Origin of the sequence: Lachnoclostridium sp. MSJ-17 (genome assembly GCF_018918205.1) — a bacterium.
In the GTDB taxonomy this organism is placed as follows: Bacteria; Bacillota; Clostridia; order Oscillospirales; family Acutalibacteraceae; genus Ruminococcoides.
In genome coordinates this window covers 1-20,721 of sequence record NZ_JAHLQB010000046.1, presented here as the reverse complement: position 1 = coordinate 20,721, position 20,721 = coordinate 1, and the positions used below count along the sequence as shown (strand labels likewise).

Here is a 20,721-nt window from a genome sequence, read left to right as displayed (position 1 = left end):
TTTAAAGGCAAAAAGTCGCCATGTTAACTATTGAAAAAAACGGGTATTTCTGTTATACTTTGTTTTGATGTTTTGACATAACGAAAAGGAGAATTCTATGTTACTGAATTATTTAATCATTTTCTTTATTTCAATGGTTCCTATCGTAGAGCTCAGAGGCGCAATTCCCGTTGCCGTCGGCATGGGTATGGAGGGCTGGCAGCTCTTCTGGGCATATGTTGTCTGTGTTGTCGGCAATATGCTCCCTGTTCCGCTGATTTATTTCTTCGCGAGAAAGGTTCTCATCTGGGGCAAGGACAAAAAATACATAGGCAAATTCTTTACATGGTGCTATAACAAAGGCGAAAAAGGCGGCGAAAAGCTCAAGTCAAAGGCAGGCAAGGGTCTGTTTATCGCTCTTATGCTCTTTGTCGGTATTCCTCTCCCGGGTACGGGCGCCTGGACCGGAACACTCGCTGCAAGCTTCCTCGATATGGGCTTCAAGAAAAGCTCCATCGCGGTTATGTGCGGCGTACTGATCGCGGGCGTTATCATGGGCACGGCAAGCCTTCTCGTAAGTATGGGTGCAGGCGGTATTTTCACCTGTCTCGCTCCGAAATAATAACAGTCAAAACCGGGCAGCGTTTGCTGCCCTGTTTTTTAGGTGAAAAACATGAAATACAACTTTGACGCTCTGATAACCGGCGGCGGCGCATCGGGACTGATGTGCGCGATCGCCGCAAAAAGGCATGACCCAAAGCTGAATGTCGCGGTTATCGAGAAAAACGAACGCGTCGGAAAAAAGCTGCTGTCAACCGGAAACGGCAGATGCAACCTGACGAATATGAATATTTCATCCGACAGATACTGCGGAAGCCTTAATACTGAAAAGCTGTTTGAAAAATATGACGCGGAGTATTTGCTCACGGTTTTCAAATCTCTGGGGCTTCTGACCTATGCCGACAGCGAACAGAGGGTCTACCCTGTTTCCCGACAGGCGAGCTCCGTGCTCGATGTGCTCAGATTTGCCTGCGAGAGATACGGCGTTGAGATTTTTTGCGGCGAACAGATAAAATCCTTGAAACGCGAAAACGGCGGTTTTCGGATAAAGACGGCGGAAAATGAATTTTTCGGAAGGAAGCTCGTCATCGCCTGCGGCTCAAAGGCGGCTCCTAAGCTCGGCGGAAACGCGAGCGGCGCTGATTATCTCAAAAACCTCGGTCTTTCAATTGAGCCGTTTAAGCCCGCGCTCTGCCCCATTCAAGTCAAATCCGGCGTTTTGAAATCGCTCAAGGGCTTGCGGGCGGCAGGAATGGTCAGTCTGCTTAGAAACGGCAGGGCTGTCAAGGAAGAAAAAGGCGAGATTCAGTTTGCCGACGGAGCCTTGTCGGGTATCTGCGTATTCAACCTCTCGCTTTACGCAAAAAGCGGAGATATAATTTCGATAGATCTGCTGCCTGATTATTCCGAAAAGGAAATATATAATATTCTGAAAAAGAATAAAGAACTGTTTGCAAAACAGACATCCGATAATCTTTTTACCGGCATTTTGCAGAAAAGGCTCGCTCAGGCGGTTATGAAACAGAGCGGAACGTCGGATTTTTCATTAACCTGCGGTGAATTGACCGATGAGCAAATCAAAAAGGCGGTCAAAGAGGTAAAAGGAATTGATTTCCCTGTCACTCAACTGAGCGGATTTGAACAAGCTCAGTGCGCCAAGGGCGGAGTCAGGGCAAGTGAATTAACCGAGAGCTTTGAGAGCAGGAGAGTGAAAAATCTGTTTGTCTGCGGCGAGGCGGTCGATATCTGCGGCGAATGCGGCGGCTTCAACCTGCATTTTGCATTTGTCAGCGGCATGATTGTTGGTGAACAGCTATGATAAGAGTAAATAATCTGCATATTCCGCTCAACTACGACGATAACACGGTCAGAAAGAAGATCTGCCGCGAGCTGAGAGTGGAAAACAACGCAATCAAAAGCGTCAGCATTTTCCGCCGCTCTGTCGACGCGAGGAAAAAGGATAACATTTTCTTTTTATGCGCGGTGGACGTAGTTCTTAATACAAACGAGGACGCCGTGCTGAAAAGGTCTAAAAACGCTTCAAAGGTCAAGCCATATAAATACGAAATCCCGGAATGGAATGGCGGCGCTTCTCCGCTCGTGGTCGGAATGGGTCCCGCGGGTCTGTTAGCCGCATTGATCCTTGCGCAGAGCGGCGCGAATCCCATAGTTATCGAACGCGGGCGCGACGTTGACAGGCGTACATCCGACGTAAATAAATTCTGGACTGACGGAACGCTTGACCCAACTTCTAACGTACAGTTCGGAGAAGGCGGCGCAGGCACGTTCTCGGACGGAAAGCTCAACACTGGAACTAAAGACAGCCGTCAGAGAAAGGTTCTCGAGGAATTTGTCAGTCACGGCGCTCCTGAGGAAATCCTGTACGACGCGAAGCCGCACATCGGCACGGACAAGCTCAAGCTCACCGTCAAAAATCTGCGCGAGGAAATAATCGGACTCGGCGGAAGGGTCTTGTTTGAAACAAAGCTTACGGGATTTCACACTGCTGACGGAAAAATTACCGCCGCGGTCGTTGAGTCAGACGGCAGGACAGATATCATCGAGACCGACAGTGTTATCCTCGCCATAGGTCACAGCGCGAGAGATACCTTTGAAATGCTGCACGAAAAAAAGCTGCCGGTTGAAGCCAAGCCATTCTCCGTCGGCGCGAGAATCGAGCACCTGCGCGAGGAAATCGACCGCGCCCAGTACGGAAAATTCGCGGGCAGCAAGGCTCTCGGAGCGGCGAATTACAAGATGAACGTCCACACCTCAAACGGCAGAGGAGCATATACCTTCTGCATGTGCCCCGGCGGAAAGGTCGTCAACGCTTCGAGCGAGGAAAACAGGCTGTGCACAAACGGCATGAGCGAATTTATGCGCGGCGAGATTAACTCAAACGCTGCCCTGCTCGTCGGCGTTACTCCCGAGGATTACCGCAGTGAAAGTCCTCTCGGCGGCATGTACTTTCAGCGCGGGCTTGAGGAAAAGGCGTTCACGCTCGGCGGCGGAGGTTTTTGCGCGCCTGTGCAGAGAGTCGGTGATTTTATAAATAACAAAAAGTCCGACAGGCTCAGCGGAGTTTTGCCGAGTATCGGACCAGACTATAATCTTTGTGATTTGAATACGATTCTGCCAACTGAAATCTCGCAGTCGATGAAGGAAGCGATTTCGGTTATGGGCAAAAAGCTCAGAGGCTTTGACGATCCCGACGCTGTACTGACGGGTCTTGAAACGAGAAGCTCCTCGCCTGTCCGCATTCTGAGAAATGTTGAAACCCTCGAGAGCGTAGGGCTTAAGGGTCTTTATCCCTGCGGCGAGGGCGCGGGTTACGCCGGCGGAATAATCTCAGCCGCGGTTGACGGAATAAAGTGTGCCGAAAAGGTAATAGAAAAATAAAACACGAGTGCGTCTGTAAGCCGGGTTCTGTCTTGAACAGCCATCTATCTTGGCAGTCGGTTGCCCGAACCTGCTCGATGCCACCTCCATAGGACACGCCGAGCAAGCGTATATGTCCCTCCACGGTGTTGCTTCAAATAGGGTTTACACGGCAGAGCGGTCTCCCGCCCTCCGGTGAGCTCTTACCTCACCTTTCCATCCTTACCCGACAAATCGGGCGGTTATTTTCTGTTGCACTGGCCCTGGGGTCGCCCCCGGCGGCGGTTAGCCGTTATTATCGCTCTGTGAAGCCCGGACTTTCCTCGCACAGATCCTTTCGGATTCTGCCCGCGGCTGTTCGGCGCACTCGCATAATTATCATATATCAAATCACGCGAAATGTCAAATATTTTGATTTTTCACTTGCTAATCAGCTTTATCTGGTTTATAATACTGTAGGTTAAGAAAGGAGTAATTTTATGGACATCAGAAAGGAATCACTTAAACTGCATTATGACTGGAACGGCAAAATCGAGGTTATCTCACGCGTTCCTATTTCAAATTCCGAGGAGCTCGCTCTCGCCTATACCCCCGGCGTTGCTGAGCCCTGTCTCGAAATACAGAAGGACTACGACAAGAGCTACGAGCTGACAAGAAGAAACAACCTTGTCGCGGTTATTACCGACGGCACCGCGGTTCTCGGTCTCGGCGATATCGGCCCCGAGGCAGGCATGCCCGTTATGGAGGGCAAATGCGCCCTGTTCAAGGCATTCGGCGATGTTGACGCGTTCCCGATTTGCGTAAGGAGCAAAAGCGTCGACGAGATCGTAAACACTGTATACCTCATCAGCGGCTCCTTTGGCGGAATCAACCTTGAGGACATCTCCGCCCCCCGCTGCTTTGAGATCGAAAAGAAGCTCAAGGAAAAGTGCGATATTCCGATTTTCCACGACGATCAGCACGGCACCGCGATCATTGTTGCCGCGGGTCTGCTCAACGCGCTCAAGCTTGTAGGTAAAAAATTTGAGAACATCAAGGTCGTTATGAACGGCGCGGGCGCCGCGGGCATCGCAATCGCAAAGCACCTGATGAACATGGGCGTCAAGGACATCACGCTCTGCGACAGCAAGGGCATTATCTGCAAGGGCGACGAAAGACTGAACGCCGTTAAGCGCGAGATGGCTGAGATCACAAACCTCAGTCACAAGACCGGCACGCTTGCCGACGCTATGAAAGGAGCCGACGTCTTCCTCGGCATTTCCGCCGCAGGCTGTGTGAGCGAGGAAATGGTCAAGTCGATGGCTGAGAATCCGGTTCTCTTTGCAATGGCTAACCCCACTCCCGAAATCATGCCTGACCTCGCGAAAAAGGCAGGCGCGGCTGTTGTCGGAACGGGCAGGAGCGACTTCCCGAACCAGATCAACAACGTCCTCGCCTTCCCCGGTATTTTCCGCGGCGCTCTCGACTGCAGAGCGAGCGACATCAACGAAGACATGAAGGTCGCGGCTTCCTACGCGATCGCTTCTCTTGTTGACGACGAACACCTCAGTGCAGATTACATTCTCCCCCACGCTTTTGACCCCCGCGTCGGCAAGACCGTCGCCGAGGCGGTCAAAAACGCCGCGATCAAATCAGGCGTCGCGAGAATTTAACATTACAAACGGAAAACCCGGCCGAGCGGTCGGGTTTTTATTCTTTATCAGAATATTCTTTTGCCGCCTGAAGCAGGGCGGTTTTTTCATTCGGAAGATTTTCATCAATTACGCTGTCGAGCAAGAATCTGAGCGCACTTCCGATTTGCTTGCCGTCGGTAATTCCTATGCCGATCAGATCCCTGCCGTTCACAGCGAGCTGTTTAACGGAAAAACACATTTTACCGGATAGGATCTTTTCAAACTGAGCCTTGGCGGTATCGATTTTTTCAAGCTTTTCGCCGCGCAGGTATTCAGACTGCGAAAGCGTATCGGCGTACTGCACCTTAAAGAGACGGCGCATGTTCTCCTCGCCTATTTTATTCAGGACTCGCTTGACCTGAGGTAGATTTCCGCTGAAACGGACGTCGTGATATATAATCAAAGTCACGCAGGTTTCAATAGTATCTGTCGGGAACCTCAGGCGGCTGAGAACCTCGCGCGCGATATCTGCACTGACGAGCTGATGACCCTTGAAATGGCGCGAGCCTTGTTTATCCTCGGTGCAAACGCGGGGCTTTGCGATGTCGTGGAAAAGCATCGTAAGCCTCAGAACCGGGTCGCTGTCAATCAAGCCGACAGAATGAGTGATATGACGGTAAACGTCATAGCAGTGGTGCCTGTTTTTCTGGTCGAAATCAAAGGTTTCTGCAAGCTCGGGTATGAATACCGCGAACACGTCGCGGAAGCTGTTGAGAATGCCCTCTACGCCGTCGCCGCAGAGCAGCCGCACAAACTCGGACTGAATACGCTCGGCGGCAATATTTTTGAGCAGCTTTGCATTCCTGTGGACAGCGGCGGCAGTGTCTTTCTCGATCGTGAAGCTGTAGCAGGAAGCAAACCTCAGCGCGCGGAGAATGCGCAGCGCGTCCTCGCGGAAACGCTCGTCGGGATTTCCCACGCAGCGGATAAGTCTTTTTTTCAGGTCGCTCTCGCCGCCGTAAAAATCGGCGAGTCCGCATTCCTCGTTATAAGCTATGGCGTTGACGGTGAAATCGCGGCGCGCCAAATCCTCTCTGATCTCAGATGTAAAGGTCACGCTCTCGGGATGGCGGTTGTCGCGGTATTCTCCGTCAACACGGTAGGTGGTGACTTCAAACGGCTCTCCGTCAATAATAACCGCGACAGTACCGTGCCGTATGCCGATATCGATTGTGTTGTATTCTTCAAAGCATGACTTGATTTGCTCGGGCTTCGCTGAGGTGCAGACGTCCCAGTCGTGAGGTGTTATTCCGAGCAGGCTGTCGCGGACGCAGCCGCCGACGGCATAAGCCTCAAACCCCGCGTTTTGAAGTCTGTGAATGATCAGGTTTGCGTTTTTCGGTATTTTCATATTATCTCTTAAAAGTTTTGTTTTTATGCTTCTGAATAGATCGGTCGGCGAACGAATACATCAGGTTAAATATTACAAGCGTAAGCGCCGCAAGTACGCAGAGAATAATTATCGCGTTCGGGCTGAGAAAAACGAGATTAAACAGCTTGCCGAAGAAAATAAATGCAATCGTCAGACCGGCGGTACTCAGGACAAGCATAGTGCTTCTCAGGGCGTTGAGCGGCAGAGAAAGCCTGATTACGAGCAGCAGACACGACAAGGCTGTGACATAGACGGCTATCGTCGAAATCTCAGCGTGTGAAATCGGCAGCGTAAGACTGAGAATCGCCGCCGCGACGACATTCATGAATACTGATAATGCCGCGGGTAAGGCGCGCGCTATGATATTCAGCGTGAAATTTCCCTTTACGATGTTGCGGTTTGGCTGAAGGGCGAGCACGAATGACGGGAATCCGATCGTGAGCGCTCCGATAAGCGTGAGCTGAATCGGCTCGAAAGGATAGGTGATCGCGGTAAATGTGAAGAACAGAGCGAGCAGTATCGAATAAATCGTCTTGACGAGATACAGCGAGGAGCTGCGTTCTATGTTATTGATCGTACGTCTGCCCTCCGCGACAACCTCGGGCATCGCGGCAAAATCGTTGTCGACGAGAACGAGCTGCGACACGTTTCGCGCCGCCTCACTGCCCGACGCCATAGCAACGGAGCAATCGGCTTCCTTCAAGGCGAGTACGTCGTTTACGCCGTCGCCTGTCATTGCGACCGAATGACCGTGGGACTTGAGAGCAAGAACGAGCTTTTTCTTCTGCGCCGGCGTTACCCTGCCGAAGATGTTGCATTTCTCCGCCGCCTCGTCGAGCTGTTCGTCGGTTTTGATCTCGGTCATATCCACAGCCCTGTCAGCGCCCTCAATGCCGGTTTCCCTGGCGATATTGCGGACGGTGTGTACGCTGTCGCCCGAGATCACCTTGAGAGTCACACCCTGCTGCTTGAAATAGTCGACGGTCTGATTGACATTTTCACGCAGGGTATCTTTTATCAGGACGAGCGCCATGGGCGTTAATCCCTCGGGCAGCTTCTGTCCCTCGATCGGCTTGTCGCTCTTTGCGAGCGCGATGATACGGACGGTGTCCGAAATCTCAGAAATGCGGTCAAATACTTCTTTGTATTTTTCTTTATCAGAAAATACAAACTCTGCCGCTCCGATAATATACGTGTTTCCGTCGGCAAATACGCCGCCCGACCACTTTGTTTCAGAGGAAAACGGAGTAAAGTTCAGGCATTCGACGGGCTTGATTTCATCCGTGTAATCCGCTATCGCCTGAAGCGTGGCGTTTATGTCCTCGCTCGCGTGACGGACTGACGAAAGCGCGGTTTTTATTTCTTCCTCGCCGGCATTGATTTCGATCAATCCGGAAACGTGCATCGCGTCTGCTGTCAGGGTACCGGTCTTGTCAAGACAGATCACATCGACACGGGCAAGGGTCTCAATGCAGTACATCTCGTTTACAAGCACTTTTTTGCGGGAAAGGCGGATAATCGACACCGCCAAAACCGAGCTTGTGAGAAGAATCATTCCGCCGGGTATCATACCGACAAGAGCCGCTACGGTGCTGACAACAGCCTGCTGCAGACTGTTGTGCTGAAAGAAGAATTGGCTGCAAAAGAGCAGGGCGCCTATCGGGAAGATGATGATCGTACAGAGCTTGATAATAAACTTGAAGGAGCTGAGAATCTGCGAATTGTTTTTCTTGATGTACTTTGCTTCGCTGTTGATTTTGGCGGCGTAGCAGTCGGCGCCTACTCTCGAAACGCGCGCGCAGCACTTGCCCGCGGATATGAAGCTTCCTGACAGCAGCCCGTCGCCCTCGGCTTTTTCAATCAAATCCGACTCGCCCGTAAGCAGACTCTCGTTGACTTTGCAGGAACCTTCGGCAACTACGCAGTCGGCGGGAATCTGATTGCCACGTGACAGAAAAATAATATCGTCAAGAACAAGCTCCTCCTTGGGAATCTGAATCGTCTTGCCGTCGCGCAGAACCTCCGCCTTGCTTTCGGTAAGGATAGTGAGCTTGTCCACGCTTTGCTTTGAGCGGATCTCCTGTATAATACCGATAATCGTATTAAAGAATACTACTCCGATAAACAGCAGGTTCTTGTATGAGCCGACCAAGAGCAGCGATACAAAGAGCAGCACGTTAATCAGATTGAAAAGCGTGCATATGTTATCGTAAAAAATTCGCTTTACCGATTTGGTTTTTAAAGTGACGGCGGCGTTTGTTTTGCCCTGCCGTTGGCGCTCTGCTACCTCTGAAGAGGTCAAGCCTTGAATTTTCTCTGACATTTTAAACCTCAAACTTGAAATAATAAAAATAATTGAAAAATATTTGCAAAAAAGATGATTTACAGGGCTTTATCAAAAAAGCGCTTCCATTCATTCTTTGAATAATAAAAATCACCGTTTTCTTATATTATAAATGTAAAAACTAATTTGGGCAACAGAAAGAAGGTGATTTTTTGAAAAAAATAATTAAAACTACCGCGTTGTCTCTTGCAATCGCATTATTTGCTGCAGTGATGCCTGTAACTGCCGCAGCCAAAGACAATTCCGTAATACTCGGAGGTCAGCCGTTTGGCGTAAAGTTTTATAACGACGGAGTTATGGTTATCGAGCTTGAGGAATTCTTCAACGGAAGTCATTACGTCTGTCCCGCAAAGGAAGGCGGCATAGAGGTCAACGACGTTATCAAAAAAGCAAACGGCAAAGAAATCAAAACTAACGAGGATTTGATGGAAGCAGCTGCGGACTGCGGCGGCAAAAACATGAGCTTCATCATTGAGCGCAACGGCAAGGAGCTGAGCAAAAACATTACTCCGCAAAAAAACACGGTGGGCTCTTATCTTCTCGGCGCGTGGGTACGCGACAGCTGCGCGGGAATCGGCACAGTGACGTTTTACAGCCCTGAGGATAATTACTTTGCCGCGCTCGGTCACGGAATTTGCGACCGGGACACCGGAGCCATGATGCCGCTCGGAGAAGCGGAGCTAGTCAGCGCGAAAATCAGCTCGACAGAAAAAAGCAGCACCGGCAAAGCCGGCAGTCTGAACGGTTACTTTACCGGCAACGCAATAGGTAAGGTGACAAAAAACACCGCCAACGGAATCTATGGGACAATATTCGACAATAATGTTCCCGACGGTGAAAGGATTGAAATCGCGGATTTTGACGAAATAACGACAGGCGACGCTCAGGTCATCACGACTGTTCACGGAGAAGAACCAGAGAGCTACAGCCTGAAAATAACGGGCATACGCAACGACAATCCGCGAAATAATGAAAATTTTGTCATAAAAGTTACAGACGAGAGGTTACTTGTCGAATGCGGGGGAATCGTGCAGGGTATGAGCGGAAGTCCTATTGTGCAAAACGGCAAATTAGTCGGAGCCGTCACACATGTCCTTCTGAACAATCCCGAAGAGGGTTACGGCGTCGCGGCACAATTTATGGTGTGTTCCTGATTATTAGCAACTATATATAGTGTCTTTTGAAATAATTTCAGAATGTCGAATCCTGTCGGTAAAAAAAATGTGAAAAAATTTCTCGGAAGCTATTGCCAAATTTACCATTTTATGGTAATATAATTTCACAATCAAAATGTTAGGAGATTATGAACATGGACAATAGGCAGAAAATGATTATCACCGAGGAAGCGGCGGATTTTCCGTCAGAGAATTTAAAAAGGTTTCAGGATTGCAATATTTCTCCCGTCTTCTGTGCAAAGGACGGCGAGGAGCTTTGCAGCCGTATTCTGAGCGAGTCCCCCGATGTAGTCGTGATGGACGCGTTCATGACGCGGCTCGACGCAATCGGAGTAATGCGCAGCATTAAACGACAAAGTAATAAAGCTCCCGTATTCATTGTGTTCTCCGCGTTCCACAGCTCCGTGCTGGAGCGTGAGGTGATGAACGCCGGTGCGGATTACTTTATGCTCAAACCCTACGACGTAGGTCAGCTCTGTGAGAATATCTCTCTCCTGACCAAAAAAACTTCCGATAAATTCTTTATGGAGCCGATCCGCTTTGACGAGTACAGCATCGAGGTCAGGGTTACGCAGATTCTCCACGAAATCGGAGTACCCGCTCATATCAAGGGGTATCACTACCTCAGGGATTCGATCATGATGTCGGTCAGGAACCCCGAAATTATCAACGCCGTTACCAAACAGCTCTACCCCGCCGTCGCGAAAAAGTACGCCACCACTTCATCAAGGGTCGAGCGCGCCATACGTCACGCGATTGAGGTTGCCTGGGACCGCGGAAACGTAGATGTGCTCAACTCGTACTTCGGATATACTATCCACAACGACAGAGGCAAGCCCACAAACAGCGAATTTATCGCTATGATTTCAGACAGACTGCGCCTGCAGCTGAAAAACGCATCTTAAAAAACTACACCGCATTTCACAAACGAAATGCGGTGTTTTTTTGATATAATTATTTTGTACGTCCGATATCATGGCGGAAGTGCATGCCCTCAAAGCTGATTTTATCAACCGCGGCATATGCCTTTTCCAGAGCCTCGTCAAGTGTCGGTGCAGTCGCGGTAACTCCGAGAACTCTGCCTCCGTTTGTATAGAACTTGCCGTTCTCGTACTTGGTGCCCGCGTGATAGACAATCGCGCCGTCGACCTGACCGTTATCGTCCATGCCAAACATCTCGATGCCCTTCTTGTAGGATACGGGATAGCCGCCGCTCGCCATTACGACACACGCCGCAGCTCCGTCGTACCACTCGATATCGAGATCGGAAAGCTTCTCGTCGATGACCGCCTCGCAGATGTCAACCAGATCGGTCTTGAGTCTGGGAAGAACGACCTGAGCCTCGGGATCGCCGAAGCGGGCGTTGTATTCGATAACCTTTGGGCCGTTGGGAGTCATCATCAGACCGAAGTACAGACAGCCCTTGAAGGGTCTGCCCTCCTTGTTCATAGCCTCGATGGTGGGCTTGAAGATAGTCTCCATGCACTCCTCGGCGAGAGCGTCGGTGTAGTACGGATTCGGGCTGACTGTGCCCATGCCGCCTGTGTTCAGACCCTCGTCGTTGTCATAGGCGCGCTTGTGATCCTTGGAGCTTACCATGGGCTTCACGCACTTGCCGTCGGTAAAGGCGAGAACCGAAACCTCGGGACCTGTGAGGAATTCCTCGATTACGATGTTGTTGCCGGAATCGCCGAACTGCTTGTCCTCCATAATGGACTTTATAGCGGCTACTGCGTCGTCGATCGTCTGAGCGATGATAACGCCCTTGCCGAGAGCAAGACCGTCTGCCTTTACAACAACGGGAACGGTATTCTCTGCCTTAACGTAGGCGATCGCCTTTTCGGGGTCGTCAAAAACCTCGTACTTCGCGGTCGGAATGCCGTACTTCTTCATAAGATTCTTGGAGAAAACCTTGGAAGCCTCGATGATCGCGGCGTTCGCGTTGGGGCCGAAGGCGCGGATTCCCGCAGCCTGGAACGCGTCAACCATGCCCGCGGCGAGCGGATCGTCGGGCGCGACAAACACCAGATCGATCGCGTTGTCCTCGGCGAATTTTACCATGCTCTCCTTGTCCATAACGCCGATGTTGACGATCTCTGCGTCACGTGAAATGCCGCCGTTGCCGGGCGCGCAGTAGAGCTTGGTACACTTGGGGCTTTCGAGCAGCTTTTTGATCAGGGCGTGTTCCCTGCCGCCCGAACCAATCATTAATATTTTCATTTTGCACCTCTTAGTGGTGGAACAGACGGATGCCCGTGAAGGACATGGTCATTCCGTACTTGTTGCAGGTGTCGATTACATTGTCGTCGCGGATAGAACCGCCGGGCTGAGCTACAAACTCAACGCCGGAGCGCTTTGCCCTCTCGATGTTGTCGCCGAACGGGAAGAACGCGTCGGAACCGAGAGATACGCCGCTGAAGGTAGAGAGCCACTCCTTCTTCTCCTCACGTGTGAGGGGTTCGGGCTTTGTCTTGAAGAACTGCTCCCAAACGCCGTCTGCGAGAACGTCCTCGTAGTCGTCGGAGATGTAAACGTCGATTGTGTTATCTCTGTCGGGACGGCGGATATTGTCAACAAAGGGAAGATTCATTACCTTCGGATGCTGTCTGAGGTACCAGATATCAGCCTTGTTGCCTGCGAGACGGGTGCAGTGGATTCTTGACTGCTGACCCGCGCCTACGCCGATAGCCTGTCCGCCCTTGGCGTAGCAAACGGAGTTGGACTGGGTGTATTTGAGAGTGATAAGGGCAATGAGAAGGTCGCGCTTAGCTTCCTCGGTGAGGTTCTTGTTCTCGGTGACGATGTTCTGCAGAAGCATATTTTCGTCGATGACAAGCTCGTTTCTGCCCTGCTCAAAGGTCACGCCGAAAACGTCCTTGTGCTCAACCGGGTTGGGCTTGTAATCGGGGTTGATTTTTACGACGTTGTAGCTGCCCTTGCGCTTTGTCTTGAGCACCTCGAGAGCCTCGGGAGTGTAATCGGGAGCGATGATGCCGTCGGAAACCTCGCGCTGGAGAAGCTTTGCGGTCTGTACGTCGCAGGTGTCCGAAAGAGCTACCCAGTCGCCGTAGGAGGACATTCTGTCCGCTCCGCGAGCCATTGCGTAAGCTGATGCGATCGGAGAAAGCTCGAGGTCGTCAACAAAGTAGATCTTCTTGAGCGTGTCGGAAAGCTCTGTCGCAACCGCAGCGCCCGCGGGACTTACGTGCTTGAAGGAAGCCGCAGCGGGAAGTCCTGTTGCAGCCTTGAGCTCGCGGACGAGCTGGTAGGAGTTAAAAGCGTCGAGAAAGTTGATATAACCGGGCTTGCCGTTGAGTACCTCGACGGGAAGCTCAGAGCCGTCCTGCATAAAAATCTTTGAGGGCTTCTGGTTAGGGTTGCAGCCGTATTTTAAGAGTAATTCGTTCATTTTATTATCCCCTTATTTATTCTTGTTGATGATTCTGGAATCAGCCTTGCCGGTCTCGATGTCGATATAGCGGACAAAGAGAGAAACCTTGTTGTCGCTGTCAAGAGCGTCCCATACCTTCTGGGCAAATGCGTCGATATCGTCGTCGCCGATCTCAACCAAGGTAGGCTCGCCCTCAAAGCTCGGAAGCGGATTGCCGTCGCCCATGTAGGTGTGAATGAAGCGTCCCTTTCCCGCGAGAGGAGAGTCGTAGGTGAAGGTGTAGCGCTCGCAGCAATCGGGATCTCCGTCGGCGCTCTTGAGAATCGAGAGGGCGTAGTTCATCTTGCCGCCGGTGCACTTTACGATACCCGAAATTCTGGGTGTGTAGTTAGGAGCGTCAGGCTCGAATTCGCGGGTGCGAAGCGACTGCTCAAAGGTGAGCTGCTGGTTCATCAGATCATAGATCGTGTCGGTCTGGTCGCCGTTGGTAACGATCGTCTTGTTGCCAAGAACGCGTACAGGCGCGTAAATGATCAGAGAAGGATCGACGAGCTTTGAGGGATCGAACGCCTCTGTTTTGATGCCGTCAGCCGTCTCAACAAAAATCCTGTTTCTGCTGTTCTCGCTTCTGCCCATGATGAAGTACGCGATCACAGCCTTCCTGCCGTCCGCGCTTCTGCCGAGGACGATGCCTCTGCCCGGATAGCTTGTGGAAGAAATTTCTTTGGTTAATGATACCGCTTTCATTTTTGCCTCCGTTTATTCAAGAATTTCGGTGGTGTTGCCGATTACCTTAATCTTATCATTGCAAAAGAGGTCTACCGCGTGAGGAAGGATAAGCCATTCAGCCTGCTCCATTACCCTTTTCTGGAGAACCTGTGGGGTGTCGCCGTTTTTGACCTCGACAGCCTTCTGGATAATTATCGGGCCGCCGTCGCAGATCTCGTTTACAAAATGCGCTGTGGCTCCCGTGACCTTCACGCCTTTTTTGAGAGCTTCCTCGTGGACGCGGAGTCCGTAGTAGCCCTCGCCGCAGAAGGAAGGAATAAGCGCCGGGTGTATATTTATAATTCTGTTTTGGAAATTTGATATGACCTTGCCGCCGAGGATAGTCATAAATCCCGCAAGGACGATCAAGTCCGCGTTCTTTGATTTGAGCAGAGCGGTCAGAGCCTCGTCGTAGGACTCGAGAGAATCAAAATCCCTGCGGCGGATAACCTCGGTCGGAATGCCGTTGTCCGCAGCTCTCGTCAGAGCGTAGGCGTCAGGGTTTGAAGAAACCACACAGGTGATTTTTCCGCCCGTGATCTTTCCGCTGTTCTGAGCGTCGATAAGAGCCTGCAGATTAGTGCCGCCGCCGGATACCAATACAACAATGTTTTTCATTACGCGAACACTACTCCCTCGCTGCCCTCGATTACCTCGCCGAGAATCACAGCGTCCTCTCCGTTAGCCTTAAGAACCGCGAGAGCCTTGTCGACGTCCTCCTTCGCAACGGCGGCAACCATGCCGACGCCCATGTTGAAGGTGTTGTACATGTCGTGCTCGGAAATGTTTCCGACGCGCTGCATGAGCTTGAAAATCGGGAGAACAGGGATATTGTCCTTGATGACCTTTGCGGTCATGCCGTCCTTGAGCATACGCGGAATGTTCTCGTAGAAGCCGCCGCCGGTGATGTGCGATACCGCCTTGACCTCAACCTCCTTCATGAGAGCGAGGATTGGCTTTACGTAAATCTTTGTGGGAGTGAGCAGGGCTTCGCCGAGAGGCTTGTCAAGCTCGGGATAAGTGTTGTATATTGTTTCCTCGTTGATATTAAAAATCTTTCTTACGAGAGAAAAGCCGTTTGAGTGAACGCCCGACGAGCGCAGACCGATGAGAACGTCGCCCGCCTTGAGCTTTGAGCCGTCGATCATCTTGGGCTTGTCCGCAATACCTACGCAGAAGCCCGCTACGTCGTACTCGTCCTCGGGCATAAGACCGGGGTGCTCAGCTGTTTCGCCGCCGACTAAGGCGCATTCGGACTGAACGCAGCCCTCTGCGATACCCTCGACGATGGACGCTACCTTTTCGGGAATATTTTTGCCGATAGCGATGTAGTCGAGGAAGAACAGCGGCTTTGCTCCGCAGCAGATTACGTCGTTGACGCACATTGCAACGGAATCGATTCCGATGGTGTTGTGCTTGTTGAGCAGGAAGGCGAGCTTGATTTTTGTGCCTACGCCGTCGGTGCCGCTGATAAGAACCGGCTCCTCCATGCCCGCGAAATCAGGCTTGAACAGTCCGCCGAAGCCGCCGATACCCGAAACAACGCCCGGTGTATTGGTGCGCGCAACGTGCTTTTTCATAAGCTCCACGCTCTTGTAGCCGGCTGTGATATCAACGCCTGCCGCCTTGTAACTTTCCGAAAAGCTTTCCATAAAAATCCTCCGTTACTTTTGTTTGATTTTATTAGCGTATTTATCGACAAAGAACGTCGTCGGCACCTCAGCCGCGTATTTTCCGGTAAAGCAGCCGTCGCAAAGGTCGATATCAGCGTCCTTTACAGTCTCGCGAAGGCTCTCCACGCTGAGATAGCCGAGAGAATCCGCGCCTATCGTCTGCAAAATCTCGGGTACGCTGAGCTTGGTGGCGATGAGATTTTCCTTGTCGTGAATGTCTATTCCGTAATAGCAGGGTGAAATGAACGGCGGCGAGCTGATGAGGATATGAACCTCTTTTGCGCCTGCCTCGCGGAGCAGACCGACTATGTGCTTTGTGGTCTCGCCGCGGATAATTGAGTCGTCGATTACGATAATGCGCTTACCCTCAACGTTTGATTTAAGCGCGGTGAGCTTGGTCTGCATCAGGCGTTTTTTCTTTTCCATGCCCGTGCCGACCTTACGTCCGATGAACTTGTTCTTCATAAAGCCCATACCGAAGGGAATTCCCGAAGCCTTCGCGTAGCCCTCGGCGGCGATGATGCCCGAATCGGGTACGCCGCATACCATATCCGCTTCAATCGGGTATTCCTTGTAGAGCAGCTCTCCCGCTTTCAGACGCGCCGTGTGTACGCTGACTCCGTCAATAACGCTGTCGGGTCTTGCAACGTAGACGTACTCAAATATGCAAAGCGAGGTTCTCTCGCTCTTTTTATCGCAGTAATAGCTATGGAAGCCGTCCTCGTCGATGACTACCATCTCGCCGGGACAGACGTCGCGCACAAACTCGCCGCCGACGCTGTCGATAACGCAGCTTTCCGAGGTGATGATGTAGCTGTCCTTAAGCTTTCCGATACAGAGCGGACGGAAGCCGTAGATATCCCTGAAACCTATCAGACGGCTCGGCGCGCATATTACGGTCGAAAACGCGCCCTTGAGCTTAGTCATAGCGCTGAGAACAGCGTCCTCAAGATTATCGGTTGTGCAGCGCTCCGTCGCGATAACATAGCCCATGAGCTCGGCGTTTGAGTTTGACTGGAAAATCGCGCCGCCGCGTTCAAGCTCCTTGCGGATCTCGGGAAAGTTGGTAATCGCGCCGTTGCTCGCCAAAGCCAAGGAGCCCTCCTTGTAGCGGAGAACAAGCGGCTGGTTCGCGGCTCTGTCAAGACTCTGGTTCGAGGTGTAGCGCACATGACCGACGGTGATCTTTCCGCTCTGGAGCTTATCGAGAACCCTCTGAGGGAAAACCTCGGAAACCATTCCGAGCTCCTTTATCGTGGAGAATTTTCCTCCGTTGTTGACAGTAATGCCTGCGCTTATCTGTCCGCGGTGCTGCAGACCGTAGAGCGCGTCGTGGGTCAGCGCGATACTGTCGATATCGTTATTGTTATAAAAACCGAATACGCCGCATTCGTCCATCGCTTTTTCGGAACGCGGGATTTCCATATAATTCATCAAAGTTCAGCCACCTTAGCCTGCATTGCCTTGTCCTTCTCGGCAACGCCCTTTTCCATATCGGACTTCATGTCCTCTAATTTCTGCGCAAGAGTCTCGTCGGAAAGAGCGAGCATTTCAACCGCGAGAATAGCCGCGTTTGCCGCGCCGTCAACGGCAACAGTAGCAACGGGAATGCCGGTGGGCATCATAACAGTCGCCAAAAGAGCGTCCATACCGTCGAGCTGAGCGGATTTGCAGGGAATGCCGATTACGGGAAGCGTGGTCTTTGCCGCGAGCACACCCGCCAAATGAGCTGCCATGCCTGCCGCCGCGATGATAACGCCGAAGCCGTTCTTTTTTGCGTTTGCGGAGAACTCGATCGCCGCGTCGGGCGTTCTGTGCGCGCTCATAACGTGCACCTCATACGGAACGTCAAATTCCTTAAGTTTTTTTACTGCCTTTGAGACAACGGGAAAATCGCTGTCGGAACCCATGATGATTGCTACCTTTTTCATAACTTCGCTCCTGACAAATATTAGATTATAGTTTAACTCATATATTATATCGAAAAACTCCGTGAATTGCAATAGCGTAAAAGAATTAAAAGCAAAAAGGACAGATTGCTCTGTCCTTGTAAAAGCTAATTCTGCTGTGCGGAATCGACTGTCGCCGAATCCGGAGTCGCGGAGTCGCTCTGCAGCTCCTCAAGGCTCTCTGAATCGCGCATGTGAGGAAAAAGGAACTTCATGCGCTCGTCGTCGAAGTGCCTGTCAAAATATCTCTCCACAGCATTCGATGCCGGCTCGCCGTCAATTCTTCCGTTCCAGCGGTAAATCGCCATAACGGTCATAATACCGTTGAAAAGCATGAATATAAAAAGTACGACCAGAATGATCGAACCCTGTTTTTTGGGTATTTTCTCGATTTGCTTTGACACGAACGGATATAGATACCTTAGCCAGATCAACCCGAGAAATCCCCAGAAGCAGCCGTAAAGCAGGCAGGTTCTGCCGCCGATATTGAGCGGCATATCGCTGTAGTCCCACGAAACGGTGCCGAGGAAGGTCTCCTGTCCCCATGAGCAGATATACTCAAAAAACGAGCCGAGAACCGCACTTATGATAAACACAAGCGTGTCGCTGAGCTTAAAGAGCTTATAGAGAACGGTTGTGAGCAGACAGGCTCCGCCTCCGTAGACCGGAATGAAAGGACCGTACACAACGCCGACGCGGCACTCAAAATGCCCCTCAACAATGAACGCATAGACGGTTTCGATGCAGGTCCCGATAAACGAGCCGATAAGAAAGAGCATGAACAGCTTTTCAAAGCAAAAGCCCGACGCGAACGGCTTATCCTCGTCTTTCTCATAGACAGCAGTATACTGCTTCATGTTGTCCTCTTTGATTTCGTCGAGCTTTTCCGTCACCTGCTTGATGTAGGCAGAACCGCGAAGCTCGGGAAACGCAGAGGTCATTCGCTTGCGAAGAATATTGTTGGTTAGAATTTTATTGTAGTTTTTTTCAAGCTCCGACAGCTCCTCCTCGCTGATTTCGTCATGGAGCTTGTTGTCTGACCTGAATTTGCTCAGGCGTTTTTTCAGTCGGATAATGGTAATAAACGAGAAAACGTAGTCTATCAGAATAACCGCGGCGATAGCCAGCGAGATAATGATGCTCATGTAGTCGGGAAGGTAACGTATCTGCAGCCTGATGACCGGAATCAGGATCTTGACCGAAAACGTACCGCCCAAGCCTAGCAATAGCGCAAACGGAAAGGTGATATAATTTCCGATCGCGAATTTCATGTGAGAATAGTCCCACGGCTTGCAGCCGAGGATCTTCTCACAGACGACGCCCGCGAGCACGGAAAAGAACGACAGCAGAAGCGTCGTGCCTATGTACATTATCACTATATGCTCGTCAAGCTGATTGAAAACAAGGTAACACAGCACCGCGCTCGCGCCGTATACAGGCGAAAACGGCAGAGTCAGAAAACCCTTGTTATAGAACTTTTTCTCGTTGAAAAAATTATAGATACAGCTGAACAGCCAGCCGAAAAAAGATATGATAATAAAATACCAGAGCAATTCAATCCAGTACAACGCTATCAATCCCTCTCAATTTATCATAAAGACGCGCGCCGGAAACAGCGCGCGTTTGATGTCAGTTCTCGTCCTTCCAGATTTCCTTTATCGCGGCGATGTTGCCCGCAAGTCCCTGAATATCGGACGGTATGATTATTTTTGTCGCCTTGCCGTCAGCGGCTTTGGCAAATGCCTCGAGCGACCTCAGCTGAATGATCCTGTCGCTGGGAGCCGCTTCGTTGAGCATTCTCAGCGCGTCGGCGTTAGCCTTCTGTACGGTGAGGATAGCTTCCGCTTCACCCTGAGCCTCGCGGATCTTCTGCTCCTTTACCGCATCAGCCTTGAGAATCGCGCTCTCCTTGAGACCCTCGGCAACGAGGATCTGACTGCGCTTTTCGCCCTCGGCGTCAAGAATACGCGCGCGGCGTTCACGCTCCGCCTTCATCTGCTTCTCCATTGCGTCCTGAATCTCGCGCGGCGGAAGTATATTCTTGAGCTCAACTCTGATCACGCGGATACCCCACGCGTCGGTCGCTTCGTCAAGAATAATGCGGATTTTGTCGTTGATTGTATCCCGCGAGGTGAGCGTATTGTCAAGCTCGAGGTCGCCGATGATATTTCTCAGCGTCGTCGCCGTCAGGTTTTCGATCGCGCTCAGCGGACGCTCAACGCCGTAGGTGTACAGCTTCGGGTCGGTGATTTCAAAGTATACGACAGTGTCGATCTGCATGGTGACGTTATCGCGGGTAATTACGGGCTGCGGCGGAAAATCCACTACCTGTTCCTTTAACGAAACCTTCTTTGAAATTCTGTCGACAAACGGCACCTTGAGGTGCAGACCTGTCTGCCATGTGGCGTGATAGGTGCCGAGACGCTCGATGACATATGCGTGAGCCTGCGGCACGATCTTGATGTTGCGGACTATGAGAATCAAGATAATCAAAAATACGGCTATTGCAACCGAAAAACCGATTATTCCCTGCATGGTATCATTTCCTTTCTTCTACAATAAGACGGACGCCCTCGATCTCGAGGATCTCAACCTTCGCGCCGACTTCAATCGGGGTTATCTCAGACTGCGCGCTCCATGTTTCGCCGAGAACCTTTACCTGTCCGACGGAAAACGGATCGGCGATTCCCTTTGTAACTATTCCGAACTGACCGATTAGCCTGTCCGCGTTTGTGCCGACAGTGCTGCCACGGCTGCGGAACCGCTTTACGAGCGGCCTTGTAATAAGCAGCGACAGGGCTGATACTACAAGAAATACCACCAGCTGCACGAAGATTGAGGGTGTGAATATCGTAGATATCGCTGCGGCTACTGCGCCGAGTACAAACCATAGTGAAACCAATTGTGTGGTGGACGCTTCAACGACAGCCATTACGATCGCGAAGCCAATCCATATAAA

The 20,721-nt window shown here is 51.3% G+C and carries 18 protein-coding genes and 1 other RNA gene; 6 read left to right on the top strand and 13 right to left on the bottom strand.

Going from position 1 to position 20,721, the window contains the following annotated elements; all coding sequences use genetic code 11:
* The first annotated feature begins 97 nt into the window (after positions 1–97).
* The 3 genes from KQI64_RS04010 to KQI64_RS04000 are packed head-to-tail and all read left to right on the top strand — an operon-like array spanning position 98 to position 3,438.
* Entirely contained in the window at positions 98–601 is a 504-nt protein-coding gene (locus tag KQI64_RS04010; protein WP_216523444.1) for a COG2426 family protein, read from the top strand.
* 51 nt (positions 602–652) lie between these two features.
* Complete coding sequence (locus KQI64_RS04005; RefSeq protein WP_216523443.1) at positions 653–1,858, top strand: aminoacetone oxidase family FAD-binding enzyme; 1,206 nt, start codon at positions 653–655, stop codon at positions 1,856–1,858.
* A complete protein-coding gene (locus KQI64_RS04000; RefSeq protein ID WP_216523442.1) occupies positions 1,855–3,438 on the top strand; it encodes an NAD(P)/FAD-dependent oxidoreductase in 1,584 nt (527 codons plus the stop codon). Before KQI64_RS04005 ends, KQI64_RS04000 begins: the two co-directional genes overlap by 4 nt.
* Here KQI64_RS04000 and rnpB read toward each other — a convergent pair.
* Positions 3,439–3,787, bottom strand: an RNA gene (rnpB, locus tag KQI64_RS03995) — RNase P RNA component class A.
* Between the two features lie 109 nt (positions 3,788–3,896).
* Between rnpB and KQI64_RS03990 the strand changes: the two genes are divergently transcribed.
* Complete coding sequence (locus tag KQI64_RS03990; protein WP_216523441.1) at positions 3,897–5,069, top strand: NAD(P)-dependent malic enzyme; 1,173 nt, start codon at positions 3,897–3,899, stop codon at positions 5,067–5,069.
* Between the two features lie 37 nt (positions 5,070–5,106).
* On the opposite strand, the gene KQI64_RS03985 is transcribed toward KQI64_RS03990, so the two are convergent.
* Positions 5,107–6,441: a CCA tRNA nucleotidyltransferase gene (locus tag KQI64_RS03985; RefSeq protein ID WP_216523440.1), complete on the bottom strand. Its 1,335-nt coding sequence runs from the start codon at positions 6,439–6,441 to the stop codon at positions 5,107–5,109.
* A gap of 1 nt (position 6,442) precedes the next feature.
* Positions 6,443–8,785, bottom strand: a complete 2,343-nt coding sequence (locus KQI64_RS03980; RefSeq protein ID WP_216523439.1) for an HAD-IC family P-type ATPase — start codon at positions 8,783–8,785, stop codon at positions 6,443–6,445.
* Between the two features lie 173 nt (positions 8,786–8,958).
* Here KQI64_RS03980 and spoIVB point away from each other — a divergent pair, with 173 nt between their 5' ends.
* On the top strand, positions 8,959–9,960 hold the full coding sequence (gene spoIVB / locus KQI64_RS03975) for a SpoIVB peptidase (protein ID WP_216523438.1): 1,002 nt from the start codon (positions 8,959–8,961) through the stop codon (positions 9,958–9,960).
* Positions 9,961–10,109: 149 nt separating this feature from the next.
* Positions 10,110–10,886 (top strand): sporulation transcription factor Spo0A, encoded by a 777-nt coding sequence (gene spo0A, locus KQI64_RS03970; RefSeq protein WP_253289182.1) that lies wholly within the window; start codon positions 10,110–10,112, stop codon positions 10,884–10,886.
* Positions 10,887–10,935: 49 nt separating this feature from the next.
* On the opposite strand, the gene purD is transcribed toward spo0A, so the two are convergent.
* The 10 genes from purD to KQI64_RS03920 form a co-directional block, all read right to left on the bottom strand.
* Positions 10,936–12,201 carry a phosphoribosylamine--glycine ligase gene (gene purD / locus KQI64_RS03965; protein ID WP_216523437.1) on the bottom strand — a complete coding sequence of 422 codons (1,266 nt, stop codon included), beginning with the start codon at positions 12,199–12,201 and terminating at the stop codon, positions 10,936–10,938.
* A 10-nt stretch (positions 12,202–12,211) separates the two neighbouring features.
* Positions 12,212–13,390, bottom strand: a complete 1,179-nt coding sequence (locus KQI64_RS03960; RefSeq protein WP_186833165.1) for a phosphoribosylaminoimidazolecarboxamide formyltransferase — start codon at positions 13,388–13,390, stop codon at positions 12,212–12,214.
* 12 nt (positions 13,391–13,402) lie between these two features.
* A complete protein-coding gene (locus tag KQI64_RS03955) occupies positions 13,403–14,119 on the bottom strand; it encodes an IMP cyclohydrolase (RefSeq protein ID WP_216523436.1) in 717 nt (238 codons plus the stop codon).
* A 12-nt stretch (positions 14,120–14,131) separates the two neighbouring features.
* Positions 14,132–14,758, bottom strand: coding sequence for a phosphoribosylglycinamide formyltransferase (gene purN, locus KQI64_RS03950; protein ID WP_216523435.1), 627 nt, complete (start codon positions 14,756–14,758; stop codon positions 14,132–14,134).
* On the bottom strand, positions 14,758–15,792 hold the full coding sequence (gene purM, locus KQI64_RS03945) for a phosphoribosylformylglycinamidine cyclo-ligase (protein WP_216523434.1): 1,035 nt from the start codon (positions 15,790–15,792) through the stop codon (positions 14,758–14,760). The genes purN and purM overlap by 1 nt, the downstream gene beginning before the upstream one ends.
* A 12-nt stretch (positions 15,793–15,804) precedes the next feature.
* Positions 15,805–17,247, bottom strand: coding sequence for an amidophosphoribosyltransferase (gene purF / locus KQI64_RS03940; RefSeq protein WP_253289181.1), 1,443 nt, complete (start codon positions 17,245–17,247; stop codon positions 15,805–15,807).
* On the bottom strand, positions 17,247–17,744 hold the full coding sequence (purE, locus tag KQI64_RS03935) for a 5-(carboxyamino)imidazole ribonucleotide mutase (RefSeq protein WP_216523433.1): 498 nt from the start codon (positions 17,742–17,744) through the stop codon (positions 17,247–17,249). The genes purF and purE overlap by 1 nt, the downstream gene beginning before the upstream one ends.
* 125 nt (positions 17,745–17,869) lie before the next feature.
* The gene (locus KQI64_RS03930; protein WP_216523432.1) at positions 17,870–19,330 is read right to left on the bottom strand and encodes a putative ABC transporter permease; all 1,461 of its coding nucleotides are present in this window, start codon (positions 19,328–19,330) and stop codon (positions 17,870–17,872) included.
* A 61-nt stretch (positions 19,331–19,391) separates the two neighbouring features.
* Entirely contained in the window at positions 19,392–20,297 is a 906-nt protein-coding gene (locus KQI64_RS03925) for an SPFH domain-containing protein (protein ID WP_216523431.1), read from the bottom strand.
* Between the two features lie 4 nt (positions 20,298–20,301).
* Positions 20,302–20,721: NfeD family protein (locus KQI64_RS03920; protein ID WP_216523430.1), on the bottom strand; the 420-nt coding region annotated here is incomplete at its 5' end.

What these genes read in the sequence shown, in the direction of transcription:
- KQI64_RS04010 (WP_216523444.1), top strand. Translation starts at nt 98, where the DNA reads ATGTTACTGAATTATTTAATCATTTTCTTTATTTCAATGGTTCCTATC.
- KQI64_RS04005 (WP_216523443.1), top strand. Translation starts at nt 653, where the DNA reads ATGAAATACAACTTTGACGCTCTGATAACCGGCGGCGGCGCATCGGGA.
- KQI64_RS04000 (WP_216523442.1), top strand. Translation starts at nt 1,855, where the DNA reads ATGATAAGAGTAAATAATCTGCATATTCCGCTCAACTACGACGATAAC.
- KQI64_RS03990 (WP_216523441.1), top strand. Translation starts at nt 3,897, where the DNA reads ATGGACATCAGAAAGGAATCACTTAAACTGCATTATGACTGGAACGGC.
- KQI64_RS03985 (WP_216523440.1), bottom strand. Translation starts at nt 6,441, where the DNA reads ATGAAAATACCGAAAAACGCAAACCTGATCATTCACAGACTTCAAAAC.
- KQI64_RS03980 (WP_216523439.1), bottom strand. Translation starts at nt 8,785, where the DNA reads ATGTCAGAGAAAATTCAAGGCTTGACCTCTTCAGAGGTAGCAGAGCGC.
- spo0A (WP_253289182.1), top strand. Translation starts at nt 10,110, where the DNA reads ATGAACATGGACAATAGGCAGAAAATGATTATCACCGAGGAAGCGGCG.
- purD (WP_216523437.1), bottom strand. Translation starts at nt 12,201, where the DNA reads ATGAAAATATTAATGATTGGTTCGGGCGGCAGGGAACACGCCCTGATC.
- KQI64_RS03960 (WP_186833165.1), bottom strand. Translation starts at nt 13,390, where the DNA reads ATGAACGAATTACTCTTAAAATACGGCTGCAACCCTAACCAGAAGCCC.
- KQI64_RS03955 (WP_216523436.1), bottom strand. Translation starts at nt 14,119, where the DNA reads ATGAAAGCGGTATCATTAACCAAAGAAATTTCTTCCACAAGCTATCCG.
- purN (WP_216523435.1), bottom strand. Translation starts at nt 14,758, where the DNA reads ATGAAAAACATTGTTGTATTGGTATCCGGCGGCGGCACTAATCTGCAG.
- purM (WP_216523434.1), bottom strand. Translation starts at nt 15,792, where the DNA reads ATGGAAAGCTTTTCGGAAAGTTACAAGGCGGCAGGCGTTGATATCACA.
- purF (WP_253289181.1), bottom strand. Translation starts at nt 17,247, where the DNA reads ATGAATTATATGGAAATCCCGCGTTCCGAAAAAGCGATGGACGAATGC.
- purE (WP_216523433.1), bottom strand. Translation starts at nt 17,744, where the DNA reads ATGAAAAAGGTAGCAATCATCATGGGTTCCGACAGCGATTTTCCCGTT.
- KQI64_RS03925 (WP_216523431.1), bottom strand. Translation starts at nt 20,297, where the DNA reads ATGCAGGGAATAATCGGTTTTTCGGTTGCAATAGCCGTATTTTTGATT.